This is a genomic window from Streptomyces sp. PCS3-D2 (assembly GCF_000612545.2).
In the GTDB taxonomy this organism is placed as follows: Bacteria; Actinomycetota; Actinomycetes; order Streptomycetales; family Streptomycetaceae; genus Streptomyces.
Window position 1 is genome coordinate 6,130,613 of the sequence record NZ_CP097800.1, and the last position, 22,344, is coordinate 6,152,956.

18 protein-coding genes are annotated in these 22,344 nt (G+C 69.5%); 13 read left to right on the forward strand and 5 right to left on the reverse strand.

Annotation, left to right across the window (positions count from 1 at the left end):
- Positions 1–210: 210 nt before the first annotated feature.
- Positions 211–978: an IclR family transcriptional regulator gene (locus AW27_RS27425; protein ID WP_037925777.1), complete on the reverse strand. Its 768-nt coding sequence runs from the start codon at positions 976–978 to the stop codon at positions 211–213.
- 274 nt (positions 979–1,252) lie between these two features.
- Here AW27_RS27425 and metH point away from each other — a divergent pair, with 274 nt between their 5' ends.
- From metH to AW27_RS27445, 4 genes are all read left to right on the forward strand, one after another.
- Positions 1,253–4,765, forward strand: coding sequence for a methionine synthase (metH, locus tag AW27_RS27430; RefSeq protein WP_037925779.1), 3,513 nt, complete (start codon positions 1,253–1,255; stop codon positions 4,763–4,765).
- Positions 4,766–4,877: 112 nt separating this feature from the next.
- Positions 4,878–5,579 carry an HAD family hydrolase gene (locus tag AW27_RS27435; protein WP_037925781.1) on the forward strand — a complete coding sequence of 234 codons (702 nt, stop codon included), beginning with the start codon at positions 4,878–4,880 and terminating at the stop codon, positions 5,577–5,579.
- 603 nt (positions 5,580–6,182) lie between these two features.
- On the forward strand, positions 6,183–7,787 hold the full coding sequence (locus tag AW27_RS27440; RefSeq protein ID WP_037925783.1) for an ABC transporter substrate-binding protein: 1,605 nt from the start codon (positions 6,183–6,185) through the stop codon (positions 7,785–7,787).
- 71 nt (positions 7,788–7,858) lie between these two features.
- Entirely contained in the window at positions 7,859–9,442 is a 1,584-nt protein-coding gene (locus AW27_RS27445; RefSeq protein WP_037925786.1) for an ABC transporter substrate-binding protein, read from the forward strand.
- A gap of 122 nt (positions 9,443–9,564) precedes the next feature.
- Here the strand turns inward: AW27_RS27445 and AW27_RS27450 are convergent, their stop codons facing one another.
- Both AW27_RS27450 and AW27_RS27455 read right to left on the reverse strand, forming a co-directional pair.
- Entirely contained in the window at positions 9,565–10,236 is a 672-nt protein-coding gene (locus AW27_RS27450; protein ID WP_037925788.1) for a response regulator, read from the reverse strand.
- 193 nt (positions 10,237–10,429) lie between these two features.
- Positions 10,430–11,317, reverse strand: coding sequence for a RecB family exonuclease (locus AW27_RS27455; RefSeq protein ID WP_063890632.1), 888 nt, complete (start codon positions 11,315–11,317; stop codon positions 10,430–10,432).
- A 223-nt stretch (positions 11,318–11,540) separates the two neighbouring features.
- On the opposite strand from AW27_RS27455, the gene AW27_RS27460 reads away from it, so the two are divergent.
- The 3 genes from AW27_RS27460 (at position 11,541) to AW27_RS27470 (ending at position 14,381) form a co-directional block, all read left to right on the forward strand.
- Positions 11,541–12,674 carry a site-2 protease family protein gene (locus AW27_RS27460; protein WP_106967660.1) on the forward strand — a complete coding sequence of 378 codons (1,134 nt, stop codon included), beginning with the start codon at positions 11,541–11,543 and terminating at the stop codon, positions 12,672–12,674.
- 18 nt (positions 12,675–12,692) lie between these two features.
- Positions 12,693–13,589 carry a tRNA (adenine-N1)-methyltransferase gene (locus tag AW27_RS27465; RefSeq protein WP_030833375.1) on the forward strand — a complete coding sequence of 299 codons (897 nt, stop codon included), beginning with the start codon at positions 12,693–12,695 and terminating at the stop codon, positions 13,587–13,589.
- A 198-nt stretch (positions 13,590–13,787) separates the two neighbouring features.
- Positions 13,788–14,381, forward strand: coding sequence for a hypothetical protein (locus AW27_RS27470; RefSeq protein ID WP_236647777.1), 594 nt, complete (start codon positions 13,788–13,790; stop codon positions 14,379–14,381).
- A 4-nt stretch (positions 14,382–14,385) separates the two neighbouring features.
- Here the strand turns inward: AW27_RS27470 and AW27_RS27475 are convergent, their stop codons facing one another.
- Entirely contained in the window at positions 14,386–14,706 is a 321-nt protein-coding gene (locus AW27_RS27475) for a ferredoxin (RefSeq protein ID WP_037925800.1), read from the reverse strand.
- 264 nt (positions 14,707–14,970) lie between these two features.
- Between AW27_RS27475 and arc the strand changes: the two genes are divergently transcribed.
- From arc to prcA, 6 genes are all read left to right on the forward strand, one after another.
- Entirely contained in the window at positions 14,971–16,737 is a 1,767-nt protein-coding gene (arc, locus tag AW27_RS27480; protein WP_037926454.1) for a proteasome ATPase, read from the forward strand.
- Between the two features lie 260 nt (positions 16,738–16,997).
- Positions 16,998–18,509, forward strand: coding sequence for a depupylase/deamidase Dop (dop, locus tag AW27_RS27485; RefSeq protein ID WP_037925804.1), 1,512 nt, complete (start codon positions 16,998–17,000; stop codon positions 18,507–18,509).
- A 174-nt stretch (positions 18,510–18,683) separates the two neighbouring features.
- Positions 18,684–18,896 (forward strand): ubiquitin-like protein Pup, encoded by a 213-nt coding sequence (locus tag AW27_RS27490; protein WP_030233608.1) that lies wholly within the window; start codon positions 18,684–18,686, stop codon positions 18,894–18,896.
- Between the two features lie 37 nt (positions 18,897–18,933).
- Entirely contained in the window at positions 18,934–19,533 is a 600-nt protein-coding gene (locus tag AW27_RS27495) for an endonuclease VII domain-containing protein (protein WP_078556904.1), read from the forward strand.
- Positions 19,485–20,324: a proteasome subunit beta gene (gene prcB, locus AW27_RS27500; RefSeq protein ID WP_037925808.1), complete on the forward strand. Its 840-nt coding sequence runs from the start codon at positions 19,485–19,487 to the stop codon at positions 20,322–20,324. The genes AW27_RS27495 and prcB overlap by 49 nt, the downstream gene beginning before the upstream one ends.
- Before the next feature lie 43 nt (positions 20,325–20,367).
- On the forward strand, positions 20,368–21,132 hold the full coding sequence (prcA, locus tag AW27_RS27505; protein ID WP_078556855.1) for a proteasome subunit alpha: 765 nt from the start codon (positions 20,368–20,370) through the stop codon (positions 21,130–21,132).
- Between the two features lie 81 nt (positions 21,133–21,213).
- Here prcA and AW27_RS27510 read toward each other — a convergent pair whose 3' ends face one another.
- Positions 21,214–22,212 (reverse strand): LacI family DNA-binding transcriptional regulator, encoded by a 999-nt coding sequence (locus tag AW27_RS27510; protein WP_037925813.1) that lies wholly within the window; start codon positions 22,210–22,212, stop codon positions 21,214–21,216.
- Between the last annotated feature and the right edge of the window lie 132 nt (positions 22,213–22,344).

Below are 22,344 nucleotides of genomic sequence, written 5' to 3' on the forward strand. Positions count from 1 at the left end.
AGCGCGTATTGCCGGTAGGTGTTCGACAATGCCGACCGATGAACGGCAGTTTTCCGCCCAGGTGAAGAACGCGTCAAGGGTCGGTCGGGCCAATGTGTCGGATCGTTACCCGTAGGTGCGATCAGCCAAATCCAGCCATTCGAAGGTCGGGATGTGGCGAAAAATGGGCATAAGAGGGCCAGGTGGTGGCCGAAGCCTGCTAAAGGGAGGTCAGAACCGGCCTGCGCCGAGATCGCGTGAAACCGCGCGCGCACAGTCGCGCACCGAGGCCACCAGGGCCGCGCGGGGCTCGCCGCCCTCGCCGCAGACCCGCTCCACGGCGCCCGCCACCGCCACCGCGCCCACGGGCATGCGGCGCCGGTCGTGGATCGGCGCCGCTACCGAGGCGACCCCCTCCCACGTCTCCTCGACGTCCGCGGCCCATCCGCGCGCCCGGGTCAGGCCCAGGACCTCCTCGAAGCCGGTGGCGTCGGTGACGGTGCGGGGGGTGAACGCGTCGCGCTCCACCTCCAGCGCCTGGGTGTGCGCGACCGGGTCGTACGCCGACAGCACCTTGCCCAGGGCGGTGGAGTGCAGCGGCTGCATGGCCCCGACCTCCAGCACCTGGCGGCTGTCGTCGGGCCGGAACACGTGGTGCATGATCAGCACCCCGCTCTGGTGGAGCACGCCGACGTACACGCTCTCGCCGCTCGCCCGGGCCAGGTCGTCCGTCCACACCAGGGCGCGGGCGCGCAGCTCGTGGACGTCGAGGTAGCTGTTGCCCAGGCGCAGCAGCTCCGCGCCCAGCTGGTAGCGGCCGGAGGCCGGGTCCTGCTCCACGAAGCCCTCCGCCTGGAGGGTGCGCAGGATGCCGTGGGCCGTTCCCTTGGCCAGGCCCAGCGACGAGGCCACGTCGGAGAGGCCCAGCCGGCGTTCGCCGCCCGCCAGGAGTCGCAGCATCGCAGCGGCTCGTTCGAGCGACTGGATGTTCCGTGCCATCGCGCAGCCTCCTGCTGACCTTCGTTACTACTGACCATCTTGACGTGGTTCGACAATGCTGAACAGTATCGGTCGATGTCGACCTTGCGCACCGTCGGAGATCTGTTCGCCGTACGGTCACCGGGACATCCGCGCCACGTTCCCGCCACAGAATGCAGTCCGCCACGTGGGACACCCGCACCGGGGCCGGTGCCTCGCGGTTACCCTGGCCGCGTGCGCCCCTGACACAGCGGGGGCGCAAAGCCGACAGCCGTCGCATCCCAGGGAGCACTCCATGGCCTCGTTGCCGAACCCGCCCGCCGCCACCCAGACCAGGGCCGACGCCCTCCGGGAGGCGCTCGCGACCCGCGTGGTCGTCGCCGACGGAGCCATGGGGACGATGCTCCAGGCGCAGGACCCCACCCTGGAGGACTTCCAGCAGCTCGAAGGCTGCAACGAGGTCCTCAACATCACCCGTCCCGACATCGTCCGCACGGTGCACGAGGCGTACTTCTCGGTGGGCGTGGACTGCGTCGAGACCAACACCTTCGGTGCGAACTACGCGGCCCTCGCCGAGTACGACATCGCCGAACGCAACTTCGAGCTCTCGGAGGCCGGCGCACGCATCGCCCGCGAGGCCGCCGACTCCTTCACCGCCTCCACCGGACAGCAGCGCTGGGTGCTCGGTTCCATGGGCCCCGGCACCAAGCTGCCCACGCTCGGCCACATCACCTACGCGCAGATCCGCGACGCCTACCAGACCAACGCCGAGGGCCTGCTCGCCGGCGGTGCCGACGCACTGCTCGTCGAGACCACCCAGGACCTCCTGCAGACCAAGTCCTCCATCATCGGCGCCCGCCGGGCCATGGAGGCGCTCGGCGTCACGGTCCCGCTGATCTGCTCCGTCACCGTCGAGACCACCGGCACCATGCTGCTGGGCTCCGAGATCGGCGCGGCCCTGACCGCGCTGGAGCCGCTCGGCATCGACATGATCGGCCTGAACTGCGCCACCGGCCCCGCCGAGATGAGCGAGCACCTGCGCTACCTCGCGCGCAACGCCCGCATCCCGCTCTCCTGCATGCCCAACGCCGGTCTGCCCGTCCTGACCAAGGAGGGCGCGCACTACCCGCTGACCGCTCCCGAGCTCGCCGACGCCCAGGAGACCTTCGTCCGCGAGTACGGCCTGTCCCTGGTCGGCGGCTGCTGCGGCACCACCCCCGAGCACCTGCGCCAGGTCGTGCAGCGGGTCCGCGGCACGGCGGTCGTCCCGCGCGATCCGCGGCCCGAGCCCGGTGCCGCCTCGCTCTACCAGACCGTGTCCTTCCGCCAGGACACCTCGTACATGGCGATCGGCGAGCGCACCAACGCCAACGGCTCCAAGAAGTTCCGCGAGGCCATGCTGGAGGCCCGCTGGGACGACTGCGTCGAGATGGCCCGCGACCAGATCCGCGAGGGCGCGCACATGCTCGACCTCTGCGTGGACTACGTCGGCCGCGACGGCGTCGCCGACATGGAGGAGCTCGCCGGCCGCTTCGCCACCGCCTCCACCCTGCCGGTCGTCCTGGACTCCACCGAGGTGCCGGTGATCAAGGCGGGCCTGGAGAAGCTCGGCGGCCGCGCGGTCATCAACTCGGTGAACTACGAGGACGGCGACGGCCCCGAGTCCCGTTTCGCCAAGGTCACCCGGCTGGCCCAGGAGCACGGCGCCGCGCTCATCGCGCTGACCATCGACGAGGAGGGCCAGGCCCGCACCGTCGAGCACAAGGTGGCCATCGCCGAACGCCTCATCGAGGATCTGACGGCGAACTGGGGCATCCGCGAGTCGGACATCCTCATCGACACGCTGACCTTCACCATCTGCACCGGCCAGGAGGAGTCCCGCCGCGACGGCATCGCCACGATCGAGTCGATCCGCGAGCTCAAGCGCCGCCACCCCGACGTCCAGACCACCCTGGGCCTGTCGAACATCTCCTTCGGCCTGAACCCGGCCGCCCGCGTCCTGCTGAACTCCGTCTTCCTCGACGAGTGCGTCAAGGCCGGCCTCGACTCCGCCATCGTCCACGCGTCGAAGATCCTGCCGATCGCCCGGTTCGACGAGGAGCAGGTCTCCACCGCCCTCGACCTGATCTACGACCGGCGCACCGAGGGCTACGACCCGCTGCAGAAGCTGATGGCCCTCTTCGAGGGCGTCAACACCAAGTCCCTCAAGGCGGGCCGCGCCGAGGAACTCCTCGCGCTGCCCCTGGAGGAGCGCCTGCAGCGGCGGATCATCGACGGCGAGAAGAACGGCCTGGAGGCCGACCTGGACGAGGCCCTCCGAACCCGCCCCGCGCTCGACATCGTCAACGACACCCTCCTGGAGGGCATGAAGGTCGTCGGCGAGCTCTTCGGCTCCGGCCAGATGCAGCTCCCCTTCGTCCTGCAGTCCGCCGAGGTGATGAAGTCGGCGGTGGCCTACCTGGAACCGCACATGGAGAAGACGGACGACGAGGGCAAGGGCACGATCGTCCTCGCCACCGTCCGCGGCGACGTCCACGACATCGGCAAGAACCTCGTCGACATCATCCTGACCAACAACGGCTACAACGTCGTCAACATCGGCATCAAGCAGCCCGTCTCCGCGATCCTGGAAGCCGCCCAGGAGCACAAGGCCGACGTCATCGGCATGTCCGGCCTGCTCGTGAAGTCCACCGTGATCATGAAGGAGAACCTGGAGGAGCTGAACCAGCGCAAGCTGGCCGCCGACTACCCGGTGATCCTCGGCGGCGCCGCCCTCACCCGCGCCTACGTCGAGCAGGACCTCCACGAGATCTACGAGGGCGAGGTCCGCTACGCCCGCGACGCCTTCGAGGGCCTGCGCCTCATGGACGCCCTCATCGCCGTCAAGCGCGGCGTGCCCGGCGCCACCCTGCCCGAGCTGAAGCAGCGCCGCGTCGCCAAGCGGGACACCCCCGCGCTCCAGGTCGAGGAGCCGGAGGAGCCCGGCGGCCGTTCCGACGTGGCCGTCGACAACCCGGTGCCCGCCCCGCCCTTCTGGGGCACCCGAGTGGTCAAGGGCATCCCGCTCAAGGACTACGCCTCCTGGCTGGACGAGGGCGCCCTCTTCAAGGGCCAGTGGGGCCTCAAGCAGGCCCGCGCCGGCGGCGCCACGTACGAGGAGCTCGTCGAGAACGAGGGCCGCCCGCGGCTGCGCGGCCTGCTGGAGAAGCTGCACACCGAGAACCTGCTGGAGGCGGCCGTCGTCTACGGCTACTTCCCCTGCGTCTCCAAGGGCGAGGACCTGATCATCCTCGACGACGCCGGCAACGAGCGGACCCGCTTCACCTTCCCGCGCCAGCGCCGCGGCCGCCGCCTGTGCCTCGCGGACTTCTTCCGCCCGGAGGAGTCCGGCGAGACCGACGTCGTCGGCCTCCAGGTGGTCACGGTCGGCTCGAAGATCGGCGAGGCGACGGCCCGGCTGTTCGAGTCCGACTCCTACCGCGAGTACCTGGAGCTGCACGGCCTGTCCGTCCAGCTCGCCGAGGCCATGGCCGAGTACTGGCACGCCCGCGTGCGCGCCGAGCTCGGATTCGGCGGGGAAGACCCGGCGAAGGTCGAGGACATGTTCGACCTCAAATACCGCGGTGCCCGCTTCTCCCTCGGCTACGGCGCCTGCCCCGACCTGGAGGACCGCGCGAAGATCGCCGAGCTCCTCCAGCCGGAGCGGATCGGCGTCCACCTCTCGGAGGAGTTCCAGCTCCACCCGGAGCAGTCGACGGACGCCATCGTGATTCACCACCCCGAAGCCAAGTATTTCAACGCACGCTGAGCTCCGGCGACGTACACTTGTCGGTCCCATACAGGCCGGTCGCCTGTTCCCCGGGGGGTGCCCCCGCGGGAAGAGGCGACCGGCTTTCTCGTCCCTTCCGAGAGGCACGCGCATGACGAGCACCGTTCCCGCCCCGGTCACCCGCACGGCCGACGGTTCGGCCCTGCAGGCGGTGCTGCTCGACATGGACGGCACCCTGGTCGACACCGAGGGCTTCTGGTGGGAGGTCGAGGCGGAGGTCTTCCGGGAGCTCGGGCACCGGCTTGAGGACGCCTGGCGGGACGAGGTCGTCGGCGGGCCGATGACGCGGAGTGCCGGCTTCCTGATCGAGGCCACCGGCGCCGCCATCACCGTCGCCGAGCTGAGCGTCCTGCTCAACGAGCGCTTCGAGGCCCGCATCGCCGACCGGGTCCCGCTCATGCCGGGCGCCGAGCGGCTGCTGGCCGAACTGGCCCGGCACAACGTGCCCACCGCCCTCGTCTCCGCCTCCCACCGCCGGGTCATCGACCAGGTCCTGCTCACCCTCGGCCGCGACCGCTTCACCATGACGGTCGCCGGCGACGAAGTCGCCCGCACCAAGCCGCACCCCGACCCGTACCTGCTCGCGGCCCGCACGCTGGGTGCCCACCCCTCACGTTGCGCGGTCATCGAGGACACCCGCACCGGTGTGGCGGCCGCGGAGGCCGCCGGCTGCCAGGTCGTGGCCGTCCCGTCGGTCGGCGTGATCGAACCGGCTCCGGGGCGTACGGTCGTCCGCTCGCTGGAGGACGTCGACCTGGCGTTCCTGCGCTCCCTCGTCGCCCCCATGAACTGAGAGTGACGACCGGAGCCGGCCCGGCCGCCCGGACCGACTCCGGTCCGGTGCCCGCCGACCCAACGGGACACATCGGCATGCAGTGACCTACATCGGTATGCATCACCACGCACCGGAATCCTCTGAGTACGCTCCGTGCCGAATGGAATGGCGTTGGGTTGCGTCTCGACGGAAGGATCTTCCGTCGGGGGGCCTGGAGGCTGAAATTCCATCCCCTATGAGGCCGTTGCGCAGGGTGACCTTGGTCACGCGCCACGCCCTCGACGGGCCTGTCAGGGGGCCCTTTGGGCTTCCCATGTGTCCGCATTGATCAGCCCCTGACCGAATCTGCGGAGCCCTGCCTGTGAACAGGCAGTTCGCTCCGATCACGGTGCGATTACGCATCAAGTCCGGCCAGTTCCAGCCATCCCGCCCTGGACCACTAGTGTCGATCCGGGCACTGCGCCGCACCCAGCCGCGTCCCGGACACACACCCCTGTGCCGGACCGCGTGGACCGATCGTCACAACCACCGGCCCGATCGTTCCGCCCAGAACGGGCGACCGCCGCGAAGTGCCCTTCACGCCGCTTTGAGCAAGTGCCGGTTACAGGGAGTACTTCCAGCATGAACCGCAAGACCATGGTGCTGACGGCCGCGGCCGGACTGCTCACCCCCGCGCTGGCCGCATGCGGCACCGCGAGCGGCGGAGGAGCAGGATCCGCGGCGATCGTCGTCGGGACCACCGACCGGTTCGAGGCCGCAGAGTTCGCCCCCGCCCCCTTCGACCCCGCCTACGCCTACGACGCCGGCGCCTGGAACATCCTGCGCCAGACCGTCCAGACGCTCATGCACACCCCGCGCGGTGGAGGTCAGCCCGTCCCCGAGGCGGCCTCCGCCTGCCGCTTCACCGACTCCCGCAACGAGAGCTACCGCTGCACGCTGCGCCCCGGGCTCACGTTCGCCAGCGGGGACCCGCTCACCGCCCGGGACGTCAAGTTCTCCATCGACCGCGTGCTCGCCATCAAGGACGAGAACGGCCCCTCCTCGCTGCTCTCCACCCTCGACAACGTCGAGGTCAAGGGCGAGGACACCGTCGTGTTCCACCTGAAGACCCCGGACGCGACCTTCCCCTTCAAGCTCTCCACCCCCGCCGCCGGCATCGTCAGCGAGAAGGACTACGACGCCAAGAAGCTCCGCGAGGGCTTCGTGGTGGACGGCTCCGGCCCCTACACCATGAAGGCCGAGGTCAAGGAGAACCGCCTCGTCCGTGCCGTCTTCAGCAAGAACCCCCGCTACAAGGGCGACATCAAGCTGCAGAACGACAAGGTCGAGCTGCGCACCTATCCCGACTCCCAAGCCATGGGCAAGGCCCTCACGGACGGGAAGATCCACATGGTCTCCCGCACCCTGTCGCCCGCCCAGATCACCGAGCTCAGCGTCAAGCCGCCCAAGGGCGTCAAGCTGGTCCCGATGCCCGGCCTGGAGATCCGCTACCTCGGCTTCAACACCGACGCGCCCGTCGTCAAGGACAAGGCCGTGCGCCAGGCGCTCGCCGCCGCCGTCGATCGCAGCGCGCTGATCTCCAAGGTCTACGGCAAGTCCGCCCAGCCGCTCTACTCGCTGGTCCCCACCAGCGTGACCGGCCACGTCAACTCCTTCTACAACAAGTACGGCGACGCCAACACGCCCAAGGCCGCCGCGCTGCTGAAGGAGGCCGGGATCAAGACCCCGGTCAAGCTGACCCTGCACTACACCAACGACCACTACGGCGACGGCACCGCGGCCGAGTTCGAGGCCCTCAAGGCCCAGCTCAACTCCACCCAGCTGTTCGACATCACCGTCCAGGGCAGCGAGTGGGCGGACTTCCGCCCCGCGCAGAAGAAGGGCGACCACGCCGCCTACGGGCTCGGCTGGTTCCCCGACTACCCCGACGCCGACAACTTCCTCGCCCCGTTCCTGGAGCAGGACAACTTCCTGGGCACGCCGTACGCCAACAGCGCGGTGCGCACCAGGCTCCTCCCCGAATCCCGGCGCGCGGTCGACCGTAACGTCGCCGCCCCCGCGATCACGGAGATGCAGGACATCGTCGCCGAGGACGTACCCGTCCTGCCCCTGTGGCAGGGCAAGCAGTACGTCGCCGCGCGCGACGGGATCACCGGAGTGGAGTGGTCGGTCAACGCCATCTCCGACCTCCAGTTGTGGGAGCTCGGCCGCGGCGTAAGCGGCTGAGCAAGGCAGAGACCGGCAGCGGATGTCGCGGGCCGGCGCAACGAAACAGTTCGACTGTGAAGGACGTTCGCGTGAATCGACGTAACCAGTGGCTGGTGGCCCCGCTCGGCGCGGCCACCGCTGCCGCGCTGCTCAGCGGTTGCGGTTCGACCGATGGCTCCAATGCCGGCAGCGGCAAGGGCGTGGTCATGGGCATATCCGACAAGGTGAAGTCCACCGACCCGGCGTCCGGCTACGACCCGGGCTCCTGGCTGCTCTTCAACAACGTCTTCCAGTCGCTGCTCAGCTTCCCCAAGGGCGGCACCACCCCCGAGCCCGACGCGGCGCAGAGCTGCGGCTTCGAGGGCGGCGACAGCAAGCTCTTCAAGTGCACCCTCAAGCCCGACCTGAAGTTCAGCAACGGCAACGAGCTCACCTCGAAGGACGTCAAGTACTCCTTCGAGCGCACGCTGAAGATCAACGACGAGAACGGCCCCGCCGTCATGCTCGCCTCGATCGCCGGCATCGACGCCCCCGACGACCAGACCGTCGTCTTCCGCCTGAAGAACTCCGACGCCACCTTCCCGAGCAAGATCGCCTCGGGTGCGGGCTCCATCGTCGACCACCGTGAGTACCCGGCCGACAAGCTCCGCACCGACAACAAGGCCGTCGGCTCCGGCGTCTACAAGCTCGACTCCTTCAGCGACAAGAGCGCCACCTTCTCGGTCAACGGCTCCTACACCGGCAAGGCCAAGGCCAAGAACACCGGCGTCACGCTGAAGTTCTTCAACGGCGACCAGGCCGGTCTCAAGACCGTCCTGGAGAACGGGGACGTCGACTTCGCCTTCCGCGGCCTCGCCGCCAAGGACATCGCCGCCCTCGCCTCCACCAAGACCGGCGACGACAGGGTCGACGTCGTCCAGGGCACCGGCGCCGAAGTCGAGCACATGGTCTTCAACGTGAACGACCCGGTCGTCGGCAAGCTCCCCGTCCGCAAGGCCATCGCCTACCTCGTGGACCGCGAAGCCCTCGTCAAGGACGTCTACGCCGGCACCGCCACCGCGCTCTACTCCATCGTGCCGACCGGCATCGCCGGCCACACGACGCCGTTCTTCGACCGCTACGGCGGCACCCCGCAGCCCGAGAAGGCCAAGGCCGTCCTCAAGGCCGCGAACATCAACGGCAAGGTCAAGGTCACCCTGTACTCGACCCCGTCCCGCTACGGCCCCTCCACCGACCAGCAGTTCGAGGTCATCGCCAAGCAGCTCAACGACAGCGGCCTCTTCGAGGCCGACGTCAAGTCCGTCGAGTACGAGCAGTACGAGAAGGACATCCAGGCGGGCAAGTACGGGATCTACGTCAAGGGCTGGGTCCCCGACTACCCGGACGCGGACAACTTCACCCAGCCGTTCTTCGGCCCGGGCAACGTCCTCAACAACAACTACGACAACAAGGAGATCACCGGGACGATCATCCCGTCGACCTCCGCGAAGTCCGACCGCACCGCGGCCAACACCGACTACGACCGGCTCCAGGACATCGTCGCCGACGAGCTCCCGATCCTCCCGCTCTGGCAGGGCAAGCAGTACGCCGTCACCCGCCAGAACGTGAACGGCCTGCAGTGGTCCCTGGACGCCTCCACCGTCTTCCGCTTCTGGGAGATCAGCAAGGGCTGATCCGGGCCGCCCCCGGACACAGCACGGGGCCGCACGCGCAGGGTTCCCCGCGCGTGCGGCCCCGTGCCCGTTCCCGGCGGTTCCGGCGGCCGCCGCCGCGACCGCCGGGAACGGGCACGGGGCTACTGAGCCCCGGGGCGCACCAGACCGCTCTCGTACGCGTACACCGCCGCCTGCACCCGGTCGCGCAGCCCCAGCTTCGTCAGGACGTGCCCCACGTGCGTCTTGACCGTCGTCTCGCTCACGAACAGGTCCGCGGCGATCTCCGCGTTCGACAGGCCCCGCGCCACCAGCTTCAGCACCTCCAGCTCGCGCTCGGTCAGCGTCCCCAGAGTGTCCGGGACGCGGTCCTCGCCCGACGGCAGGTGCCCCGCGTACTTGTCCAGCAGCCGCCGCGTGATGCTCGGCGCGAGCATCGCCTCGCCCGCCGCCACCACCCGGATCGCCTGCACCAGCTCGCCCGCCGGCGCGTCCTTCAGCAGGAACCCGCTCGCCCCCGCCCGCAGCGCCTCCACCACGTACTCGTCCAGATCGAACGTGGTCAGCACCAGCACCTTCGCCGGACCGTCCCGGCCCGGACCAGTGATCCGGCGCGTCGCCTCGACCCCGTCCATCCGCGGCATCCGGATGTCCATCAGCACCACGTCCGGCTGCAGCGCCCGCACCTGGTCCAGCGCCTGCAGGCCGTCCCCGGCCTCGCCGACCACCGCCAGGTCCTGCTCCGCCTCCAGGATCATCCGGAAACCGGTGCGCAACAGTGGCTGGTCGTCGACCAGCAGAACGCGGATGGCCACGGGCGATACCTCGTATTCGTCGGACGGCTTCGGCGGGCACGCCCATTCTGCCCTGACCCGACGATCAAGGAATCCCGCCCCCGGCCGGGCCGCCCCGGCCCCGGAGCCCGGCGGCCGGACCGGGCGCGCCGGCCCTGCGGTACACGGCCCCGCGGTGCCCGGCCCTGCGGTGCCCGGCCCTGCGGTGCCCGGCCTAACTCTCCGGAGCCCCGGCCGGCCGCGGCACGACCGGCAGCGGGTACACCGGGGGAGTGCCGCCGAACTCCGGACACGACGCCTGGTGGTCGCACCAGCCGCACAGCTTGGTCGGCCGCGGCCGCCACTCACCCGTCAGCGTCGCCTCCCGGATGGCTTCCCACAGCGCCAGCAGCTTGCGCTCCACCCGCTCCAGGTCCGCCACCACCGGGTCGTACGTCAGCACGTCCCCGCTGCCCAGGTACACCAGCTGCAGCCGCCGCGGCACGACCCGCTTCAGCCGCCACACCACCAGCGCGTAGAACTTCATCTGGAACAGCGCACCCTCGGCGTACTCCGGCCGCGGCGCCTTCCCCGTCTTGTAGTCGACGATCCGCACCTCACCCGTCGGCGCCACGTCCACCCGGTCGATGATCCCGCGCAGCCGCAGCCCCGACTCCAGCTCCGTCTCCACGAAGAACTCCCGCTCCACCGTCTCCAGCCGCGTCGGGTCCTCCAGCGTGAACCAGCGCTCGACCAGCGCCTCCGCCTCCGTCAGCCACCGCGCCAGTGCCGCCCCCTCATCGCCCTCCGGGAACAGCTCGGCCAGCTCCGGCCGCGAGCGGAGCAGCCGGTCCCACTGCCCCGGGACCAGCTCCTTCGCCCGTGGCGCCGTCCGCTCCTGCGCGGGATGATCGAAGAGCCGCTCCAGCACCGCGTGCACCAGCGTGCCCCGGGTGGCCGCCGCGCTCGGCTTCTCCGGCAGCTTGTCGATCACCCGGAACCGGTACAGCAGCGGGCACTGCATGAAATCGCTCGCCCGGGAAGGAGAGAGCGAAGAGGGTGCCGCAGCACTGGGGCTCGCGGCTTCGGCCGCGCCAGGCACGGCACCGGGGCTCGTCGTCATGCACAAAACCCTACGACCCGCCACGGACAGCACGCGCATACCATCGACGCCGGGCCCCCTCGCACTGCATGATCGGAGCATCACCGGGCACCGCGCACACCGTCCCGAACGCGACCAGAACCACACATGAACCCCCAGCACCGAACGAAGGACAGACGTGGCAGACACCGACCAGACCGGCGGGCGCGATGACCGGCGCCCGGGACCGGGCGGCGGACTCCTCATGGGCCGCCCCTTCGGCGTGCCCGTCTACGTCTCTCCCAGCTGGTTCCTCGTCGCCGCCCTCATCACCTGGGTCTTCGGGGACCAGCTCGACCGCGTCCTGCCCGACCTCGGACCCGTCCGCTACCTGGTCTCCCTCTTCTTCGCGGTCGCCTTCTACGCCTCGGTCCTCGTCCACGAACTCGCGCACACCGTCGCCGCCCTCCGCTTCAAACTCCCCGTACGCCGCATCCAGCTCCAGTTCTTCGGAGGCGTCTCGGAGATCGAGAAGGAGTCCGAGACCCCCGGCCGCGAGTTCGTCCTCGCTTCCGTCGGCCCGCTGCTCTCCCTCCTCCTCGCCGGCGGCTTCTACCTCGGCATGAAGGCCGTCGACCCCGCGACCGTCCCCGGCGTACTCCTCGCCGGCCTGATGATCTCCAACCTGCTCGTCGCGGCCTTCAACCTGCTCCCCGGCCTGCCCCTCGACGGCGGCCGCATGCTCCGCGCCGTCATCTGGGGCATCACCGGCAAACCCATGGCCGGCACCATCGCCGCCGCCTGGGTCGGCCGCGCCCTCGCCGTCGCCGTCCTGCTCGGCCTGCCCCTGCTCACCCACACCGGACTCCTCGGCAACCGCACCGAGGAGATCGGCGGCATGGACACCGTCATGGACGCCCTCCTCGCCGCCATCCTGGCCGCCATCATCTGGACCGGAGCCGGCAACAGCCTGCGCATGGCCCGGCTGCGCGAACACCTCCCCGAGCTGCGCGCCCGCAGCCTCACCCGGCGCGCCATCCCCGTCGAGAGCGCCACGCCCCTCTCCGAAGCCCTCCGCCGCGCGAACGAGGCCGGAGCCCGCGCCCTCGTCGTCGTCGACGGTCATGGAGACGCCACCGCCATCGTCCGCGAGAGCGCCATCGCCTCCGTACCCGAACACCGCCGGCCCTGGGTCGCCGTCAGCACCCTCGCCCAGGACCTCACCGACGGCATGAAGGTTTCCGCGGAACTCACCGGCGAAGAACTCCTCGACCACCTCCGCGCCGCCCCCGCCACCGAATACCTCGTCCTCGAACCCGACGGCGCCATCTACGGCGTCCTGTCCACCCTCGACGTCGAGAAGGCCTTCGTGAAGGCCATGGCACGGCCCCGGTCCTGAAGCCAATACACTGGTCACATGTCCGAACCGACCGGTGCCGCCCGCCGACGCGGGCCCTTCAAGGTCGGGGACCAGGTTCAGCTCACCGACCCCAAGGGCCGCCACTACACGTTCACGCTCGAAGCCGGGAAGAACTTCCACACCCACAAGGGTTCCTTCCCCCACGACGAGCTGATCGGTGCTCCCGAAGGCAGTGTTGTCCGTACCACGGGGAACGTCGCGTACCTCGCGCTGCGCCCCCTGCTCCCCGACTACGTCCTGTCCATGCCCCGCGGCGCCGCCGTGGTCTACCCCAAGGACGCAGGCCAGATCCTGGCCTTCGCCGACATCTTCCCCGGCGCACGCGTCGTGGAGGCGGGCGTGGGATCCGGCTCCCTGAGCAGCTTCCTGCTGCGCGCCATCGGCGACCAGGGCATGCTCCACAGCTACGAGCGCCGTGCGGACTTCGCCGAGATCGCCACCGCCAACGTGGAACGCTACTTCGGCGGACCCCACCCGGCCTGGCAGCTCACCGTCGGCGACCTCCAGGACAACCTGTCCGACACCGACGTCGACCGCGTCATCCTGGACATGCTGGCCCCCTGGGAGTGCCTGGAGGCCGTCTCCAAGGCCCTCGTCCCCGGCGGCATCCTCTGCTGTTACGTGGCCACCACCACCCAGCTGTCCAAGACCGTCGAGTCCATCCGCGAGATCGGCTGCTTCGCCGAGCCGCAGCCGTGGGAGTCGATGATCCGCAACTGGCACGTCGAAGGCCTCGCGGTCCGCCCGGACCACCGCATGATCGGCCACACCGGCTTCCTCGTCACCGCCCGCCGCCTCGCGGACGGCGTCGAGCCCCCCATGCGCCGCCGCCGCCCCGCCAAGGGCGCCTACGGCGAGGACTACGAAGGTCCCGGCAGCGACCGCTCCGCGTAGGGTCCCTCCACCCCCGCGGCAGCCCCAACACGACGGCGCTGCGGCGCAGTTCCCCCGACACCGGGGGAACTGCGCCGCAGCGCCTTTTCGTTGTCTCCGCGTCGCCTTCGTACCGACCCGGACCCTGCCGTTCCACCCCCGTGTGAGGTGTGGCACGATGCTGGCTCCCCGTCACCCTTCGCACAGGAGACACCCCGCGTGCTGCACACCCCCGCCACGCTGGCAACCCCGGACCCCCTGGCCCACACCCGGACCAGGCTCCTCCACTGGCTCACCACGGCCACCGCGATGGCCGCCGTCATAGCCGCAGCGGGACTCGTACAGCCGGCCACGGGCAGCCCGGCGGCCGGGCGGGAGCCCGCGGGGGAGGGCCCGCAGGCCGTCGCCCCCGACGCCGCGGCCGTCACCTACCCCCTCGACTGCAAGGGCGCGTCGCAGACCGTCACCGCCACCGCCCAGGGCGACCTCGACGGCGACGGCCGCCCCGAGACCGTGGCGGCCGTCCGCTGCGACGCGGGCTCCGGCACCCCGCCGCACGCGATCTACGTACTCACCCAGGGGCCGGCCGAGGGCTCCCGCCCCCGCGTCGTGGCCACCCTCCTGGACACCCCCCAGCGCCGGACCGCCACGGAACTGACCGTGCGCGACCGGACCGTCACCGCGAGCCTCCTCGGCTACTCGGGCCCCGAGGTCCCGCGCTGCTGCCCCGACAAGAAGCAGCTCGCCAAGTGGCGCTGGAGCGACGGAAAATTCCGCCAGGAGCTGACGGACTCGGCCGCCAGGAGTGTTTGAAACGTCACTCCGCGTCCGGGCCGAAGACCTCCACCCCGTCCGAAACGCGCCTTACGTGGATGCAGTCACCCGGGCATTCCTTCGCCGAGTCGACCACGTCCTGGAGGAGCGGCAGCGGCACCGGCGTGGTCGCCCCCGCCTCCTGCAGCAGCTCGTCGTCCGCGCTCTTCACGTACGCCAGACCGTCGATGTCCAGCTCGAACACCTCGGGCGCGTACTGCGCGCAGATGCCGTCCCCGGTGCAGAGGTCCTGGTCGATCCAGACCTCGAGCGGCTCGCCGGTCCCGCCGGCGCCGCCCGTCGGAGCGTCCTGCTGCACGGTCATATCTCCTGCCGTTTCCTGCGGTGAGTGATCCATCCCGGTCACGACCCGCAACAAGTCGCGCGGGCCCTGACGGGTGTTGAACACTTCGACCTTACAACCGGCGGCTTCCCGAGTTTGATGGGTGGGTATTTCCTTGGCGTGAGGGAGTACGCAAGGGTGAAGATCGGACACACCTCTATCGTCTTTGTGATCTAGGGGTTTCAATCACCACCAGCCCAGGTAGGGTCAGGAAGCGTCCAGCTCCCCTTGGAGGAGGTGAGGACCGTGGCAGCCCACGACGACGACATCAACCGCGGCATCCGGCCCGCGCGAGGGTCCGAGGACCCCGCCGGCCAGGTTGCCTATCTCGAGCAGGAAATCGCCGTCCTGCGACGTAAGCTCGCCGACTCTCCGCGACACACGAGGATTCTCGAAGAGCGGATCGTCGAGCTCCAGACGAATCTGGCCGGCGTCTCCGCACAGAACGAACGGCTGGCGAATACCCTCCGTGAGGCCCGGGACCAGATCGTGGCCCTCAAGGAGGAGGTCGACCAGCTCGCACAGCCGCCGGCAGGCTTCGGTGTGTTCCTCCAGGCGAACGAGGACGGCACCGTCGACATCTTCACCGGAGGCCGGAAGCTCCGTGTGAACGTGAGCCCCAGCGTCGACCCGGAAGACCTCCGGCGCGGCCAGGAGGTCATGCTCAACGAGGCCCTCAACGTGGTCGAGGCCATGGAATTCGAGCGGGCCGGGGACATCGTCACCCTCAAGGAGATCCTCGAGGACGGCGAGCGCGCCCTGGTGGTGGGGCACACCGACGAGGAACGGGTGGTGAGGCTCGCCGAGCCGCTCCTGGACATCACCATCCGCCCCGGCGACGCCCTCCTGCTCGAACCCCGCTCCGGCTACGTCTACGAGGTGGTCCCCAAGAGCGAGGTCGAGGACCTGGTCCTCGAAGAGGTGCCCGACATCGACTACGACAAGATCGGCGGCCTGGGCGACCAGATCGAGCTGATCCGCGACGCGGTCGAGCTCCCGTACCTCTACCCCGACCTGTTCAAGGAACACGAACTGCGGCCCCCGAAGGGCATCCTGCTCTACGGCCCGCCCGGCTGCGGCAAGACGCTCATCGCCAAGGCCGTCGCCAACTCCCTTGCCAAGAAGGTCGCCGAGGTGACCGGACAGGCCCAGGGGAAGTCGTACTTCCTGAACATCAAGGGCCCCGAGCTCCTCAACAAGTACGTCGGCGAGACCGAGCGGCACATCCGCCTGGTCTTCCAGCGGGCCCGTGAGAAGGCCAGCGAGGGAACCCCCGTCATCGTCTTCTTCGACGAGATGGAATCCCTCTTCCGCACCCGCGGATCCGGTGTCAGCTCGGACGTCGAGAACACCATCGTCCCGCAGCTCCTCGCCGAGATCGACGGCGTGGAGGGCCTGGAGAACGTCATCGTCATCGGCGCCTCCAACCGCGAGGACATGATCGACCCGGCGATCCTGCGCCCCGGCCGGCTCGACGTGAAGATCAAGATCGAGCGTCCGGACGCCGAGGCGGCGAAGGACATCTTCGCGAAGTACCTCAAGGCCTCGCTGCCCCTGCACACGGACGACCTGTCCGAACACCAGGGTTCCACGGCCGGCACCGTCCACAGCATGATTCAGACCGTCGTCGAGCAGATGTACGCCGAAACCGAGGAGAACCGCTTCCTCGAGGTCACGTACGCCAACGGCGACAAGGAAGTCCTCTACTTCAAGGACTTCAACTCGGGCGCGATGATCCAGAACATCGTCGACCGAGCCAAGAAGATGGCCATCAAGGCCTTCCTCGAACACAACCAGAAGGGTCTGCGGGTCTCCCACCTCCTCCAGGCCTGCGTGGACGAGTTCAAGGAGAACGAGGACCTTCCCAACACCACCAACCCGGACGACTGGGCCCGGATCTCCGGCAAGAAGGGCGAGCGGATCGTATTCATCCGCACCCTCGTCACCGGAAAGCAGGGCGCGGACACCGGACGCTCCATCGACACGGTGGCGAACACCGGTCAGTACCTCTGACCCGGAGCGGCTGCGGATGCCCTCCCGGGGCGTCCGCAGCCGACTGCTTTACCGACCGCTTTACCGGCCGTATTCCAGCCGGTGACAGGGCAGATTCAATGACGGAAATGATCTCCCCACGAGCGCGCAGTGGTTCTAGGCTCTTCCATACCGCCGGTCGCGCAGTGCGGGGACGGGCACCGCACAGTCACACGCACCGGAGCACCAGCGGTACTTGAGCGCCGCCCCCGTCAGGGGCGCCGCCGGGCAAGGAGGGCCGCATGACCGTACGGCGAGTAATGGGGATCGAGACGGAGTACGGGATCTCCGTCCCCGGTCACCCGAACGCCAATGCCATGCTCACCTCGTCCCAGATCGTCAACGCCTACGCGGCGGCGATGCACCGGGCGCGGCGCGCCCGCTGGGACTTCGAGGAGGAGAACCCGCTGCGGGACGCCCGCGGCTTCGACCTCGCCCGCGAGGCCGCCGACAGCAGCCAGCTGACCGACGAGGACATCGGCCTCGCCAACGTCATCCTGACGAACGGCGCACGTCTCTACGTCGACCACGCGCACCCCGAGTACAGCTCCCCGGAGATCACCAACCCGCTGGACGCCGTGCTCTGGGACAAGGCCGGCGAGCGGATCATGGCCGAGGCCGCCGTACGGGCCGCCCAGCTGCCCGGGGCCCAGCCGATCCACCTCTACAAGAACAACACCGACAACAAGGGCGCCTCCTACGGCACGCACGAGAACTACCTGATGAAGCGGGAGACCCCCTTCTCGGAGATCGTGCGCCACCTGACCCCCTTCTTCGTCTCGCGCCAGGTCGTGACCGGGGCGGGACGCGTGGGCATCGGCCAGGACGGCCGCGAGCACGGCTTCCAGATCAGCCAGCGTGCGGACTACTTCGAGGTCGAGGTCGGCCTGGAGACCACCCTGAAGCGGCCCATCATCAACACCCGGGACGAGCCGCACTCCGACGCCGAGAAGTACCGCCGGCTCCACGTGATCATCGGCGACGCGAACCTCTCGGAGATCTCCACCTACCTCAAGCTGGGCACCACGGCGCTCGTCCTGTCCATGATCGAGGACGGGTTCATCGGCGTCGACCTGGCCGTCGACCAGCCCGTACGCACCCTCCACCACGTCTCCCACGACCCCGGACTGAAGTACCTGATCACGCTGCGCAGCGGCCGGACACTGACCGCCGTGCAGCTCCAGATGGAGTACTTCGAGCTGGCCAGGAAGTACGTGGACGAGCGTTTCGGCTCGGACGCGGACGAGCAGACCAAGGATGTCCTCGCCCGCTGGGAGGACGTGCTGGGCCGGCTGGAGAGCGACCCCATGAGCCTGTCGGGGGAGCTGGACTGGATCGCCAAGCGGGAGATCCTGGAGGGCTACCGGCGCCGGGACGGTCTCGACTGGGACGCGGCGCGGCTGCACCTGGTGGACCTCCAGTACTCGGACGTACGGCCCGAGAAGGGCCTCTACAACCGCCTGGTGGCCCGCGGCAAGATGAAGCGGCTGGTGGACGAGTCCGCGGTGGAGCGGGCTCAGAGCAAGCCTCCGGAGGACACCCGGGCCTACTTCCGCGGCCGCTGCCTGGAGCAGTACGCGGACGACGTGGCCGCGGCCTCGTGGGACTCGGTGATCTTCGATCTCCCGGGCCGGGACTCGCTCCAGCGGGTCCCGACGCTGGAACCCCTGCGGGGGACCCGCAACCACGTCAAGGAGCTCCTGGACCGCTGCCGCACGGCGGAGGACCTGGTCCGGGTGCTTTCGGGGCAGTGAGCGCGGCTGAAAGGCCGCCGGTCCGGGAATCATGAGGAGAACCGGACGTTGTGAAAGTACGAGGACGAATGCCGGGCCCTCCCTATAGGGTCCGACATAGGGTCTGATCTTGAGAGATCCCGAATCCCGGGGTCTCTCGACATGAGCGTGCGAACCGAGCGGGGTGAGGTAGACATGGCGACCAAGGACACCGGCGGCGGACAGCAGAAGGCGACGCGCTCGACCGAGGAGGTCGAGGAGGCCGCGGTCGAGGAATCGACCGACCTCAAGGAGCGCCAGGAAAAGCTCTCCGACGACGTCGACTCCGTACTTGACGAGATTGACGATGTACTCGAGGAAAACGCGGAGGACTTCGTTCGGAGCTTCGTACAAAAAGGCGGCGAGTGACCTTCGAATCTAAGGTGGGTCCGCCAGTGTGTGCTCCATGCCTCATGGAACGAAGTGGTGTCGTGGCTGCGCCCGCGACCTGCCACTGAGCGGATTCGCTTCGGATCGGAATCGAAGCGATGGGCTCCAGCCCAGATGTCGTGAATGCGTGGCGGCGTACAGTGCGGAGCACTACAGGCGCCGCCAGGCAGCCGAGGGTAAATCCGTCAGGGAGCACGTGGAGGTGCCGGCGGGGCACAAGCTGTGCCGACTGTGCGGCGAGATCAAGCCGCACAGCGAATGGCACAAGAACGCAAGTGCTTCTGACGGGTTATCCACTCGATGCAAGGCGTGCCGGACCGCCCTGGGGCGGGCGGACCATCTCAAGCGCTCATATGGCATGACCGAGGCCGATCGGGACGAGATGGTCGCCGCTCAGGGCGGGCTCTGCTGCATCTGTCTCAAGGCTCCGGCCGTACATGTGGATCATTGCCACAAGACGGGTAGGGTCCGAGGCGTACTGTGCTTCAACTGCAACACGGCCATCGGCAAGTTGGGTGACGACCCCGACGCAGCCCGTCGGGTCGTCTCATACTTGGAGGGACACGCGTGGAAGCCAACAATCGTGGCACAGGGCGTCTACCGGCAGCCTTCCTGACGCCGGGGTCGTCGTCCTTCATGGACTTCCTGGGCGCGCACTCGCCCGAGATGCTGCCCGGCAACCGCAAGCTGCCGGAGGGTGTCGTCGAGGCGCCGCACGGGACGACCATCGTGGCCGCCACCTTCCCCGGCGGGGTCGTGCTCGCCGGCGACCGGCGGGCGACCATGGGGAACATGATCGCGCAGCGGGACATCGAGAAGGTGTTCCCGGCCGACGAGTACTCCGCTGTCGGCATCGCCGGTACGGCCGGCCTGGCCGTGGAGATGGTCAAGCTGTTCCAGTTGGAGCTGGAGCACTTCGAGAAGGTGGAGGGGACGACCCTCTCCCTGGAGGGCAAGGCCAACCGGCTCTCCACCATGATCCGGAGCAACCTCGGCATGGCCATGCAGGGCCTGGCCGTGGTGCCCCTCTTCGCCGGCTACGACGAGGCCAAGGAGAAGGGCCGGATCTTCTCCTACGACGTCACCGGCGGCCGTTCCGAGGAGCACGGCTACGCGGCGACCGGGTCCGGTTCGATCTTCGCGCGGGGCTCGATGAAGAAGCTCTACCGCCCTGACCTGACCGAGGAGCAGGCCACCACGCTGGTGGTGCAGGCGCTCTACGACGCCGCCGACGACGACTCGGCGACCGGTGGGCCGGACCTGTACCGCCACATCTATCCGATCGTCACCGTCATCACCGACGAGGGCTTCCGCAGGCTGGGCGAGGACGAGTCGCAGGCGCTCGCCCGGTCTGTCACCGATCGTCGCCTGGAGCAGCCCGACGGCCCGCGCGCCGCCCTGCTCTGACCGCCCGTCACCTCGTCGCCCAGAAGAAAGGGACGGAAAGCCGGTGTCGACTCCGTTCTATGTGTCACCCCAGCAGGCCATGGCCGACCGGGCGGAATACGCCCGGAAGGGCATCGCCCGCGGTCGCAGCCTTGTCGTGCTGCAGTACGCCGACGGCATCGTGTTCGTCGGCGAGAACCCGTCCCGTGCGCTGCACAAGTTCAGCGAGATCTACGACCGGATCGGTTTCGCGGCCGCCGGCAAGTACAACGAGTACGAGAACCTGCGGATCGGCGGTGTGCGCTACGCGGATCTGCGCGGATACACCTACGACCGTGACGACGTGACGGCCCGTGGGCTGGCCAACGTGTACGCGCAGACCCTCGGCACGATCTTCTCCTCGGCCGGTGAAAAGCCGTACGAGGTGGAGCTGGTGGTGGCCGAGGTCGGTGCGACGGCCGCCGGCGACCAGATCTACCGCCTGCCGCACGACGGTTCGATCGTGGACGAGCACGGCTCCGTCGCGGTCGGCGGCAACGCCGAGCAGATCAGCACCTACCTCGACCAACGGCACCAGGACGGCATGACCCTTTCGGAGGCGCTGAAGCTGGCGGTCGCGGCGCTGTCCAGCCAGGCCAACGGCACCGACAAGGCGATTCCGGCGGAGCGGCTGGAGGTGGCGGTGCTGGACCGGACCCGGTCCCAGCAGCGCAAGTTCAAGCGGATCCGGGGACGGCAGCTGGCGCGGCTGCTGGAGGCGGACGTGCCGGCGGCCGCGCAGGCGGACGCCGTGTCGAACGACGAGGCTCCCGAGGACGACGCGGAGTAGGGAGCCGGGCCAGGATCCGGGTACGCGGCCCCGGTTGCCCCCCGCTGGGGGGTGGCCGGGGCTTCGGCGTGTCCGGCCGGTTCAGGGGGTGGGTGCCGGTCCCGTGGAGTCACGGACGACGAGGGTGACGGGGATGTCGGGGGCGGTCCAGCGATCGCCGTCGAGGACGGCGAGGAGTGCGGTCATGCCCTGCTCGCCGACTTGTTCGGCGGGCAGGTGGACCGTGGTGAGTTCGGGTTCGACGGCGGTGGCGAGGGCGAGGTCGTCGAAGCCGGTGACGGAGAGGTCCCCGGGGACGCTCAGGCCGAGGCGGCGGGCGGCCTTGCAGGCGCCGGCGGCGAGGATGTCGTCGTCGCAGACGACGGCCGTGGGGCGTCCCTCGGGGGCCGCCAGGGCGGCTTCCATGGCCGTACGGGCGCCGTCGGCGGTGAGGGGGGACCGTACGGTGCGCAGCTCGGTCCCGGGGCCCAGGAGGGCGCTGAGGGCTTCGGCGCGGGTGTCGAAGGTCCAGGAGCCGACGGCGGAGGCGAGGTGCAGGAAGCGCCGGTGGCCGAGGGCGAGGAGGTGCTCGGTGACCTGGCGCATGCCGTCGGCCATGGCGAGGTTGACGTGGGCGGCGGCGCCGCCGGCACGGGGGTCGCTGTCGAGCATGACGAGGGGGAGGGCGTCGCCGCCGATGGCCTGGAGCGCGTGGGCGGCCATGGACGAGGCGATGACTCCGTCGAGGGCGGCGCGGGCGGAGGCGAAGGGGTCCCGGGCGGGGCCGGTGCCGTCGGGGGACGGGTAGAGGACCACGCCGAAGCCGTGTTCGGCGGCCACACGGGCGGCACCGGTGTAGACGCGGGCGAAGAACTCGTTGGTGAGGGCCGGGACGACGAGGAGGGCGGTGCGGGTGGAGCCGAGGCGCAGGTTGCGGGCGGCGAGATTGGGGCGGTAGCCGAGCCGGGTGGCGGTCTCCCGGACGAGGGCGGCGGTGCGCTCGGAGACGCGGCCGGGCCACTTGTCGCCCAGGACGAGGGAGACGGTGGCCTGGGAGACCCCGGCGGCGGTGGCCACGTCCCGGCTGGTGGGTCTCGTCACACGGGGCTCCTGCTGGGCGAGGTCAGGGGTGGTTGCGGAGTCCGCGGGGTGGACCCGTGGACAGTGGCCATGGTACGTATGACTCCTCACGTTATACGTATTACCCCGGTGGGATCCGGGCAGAAGGGGGCA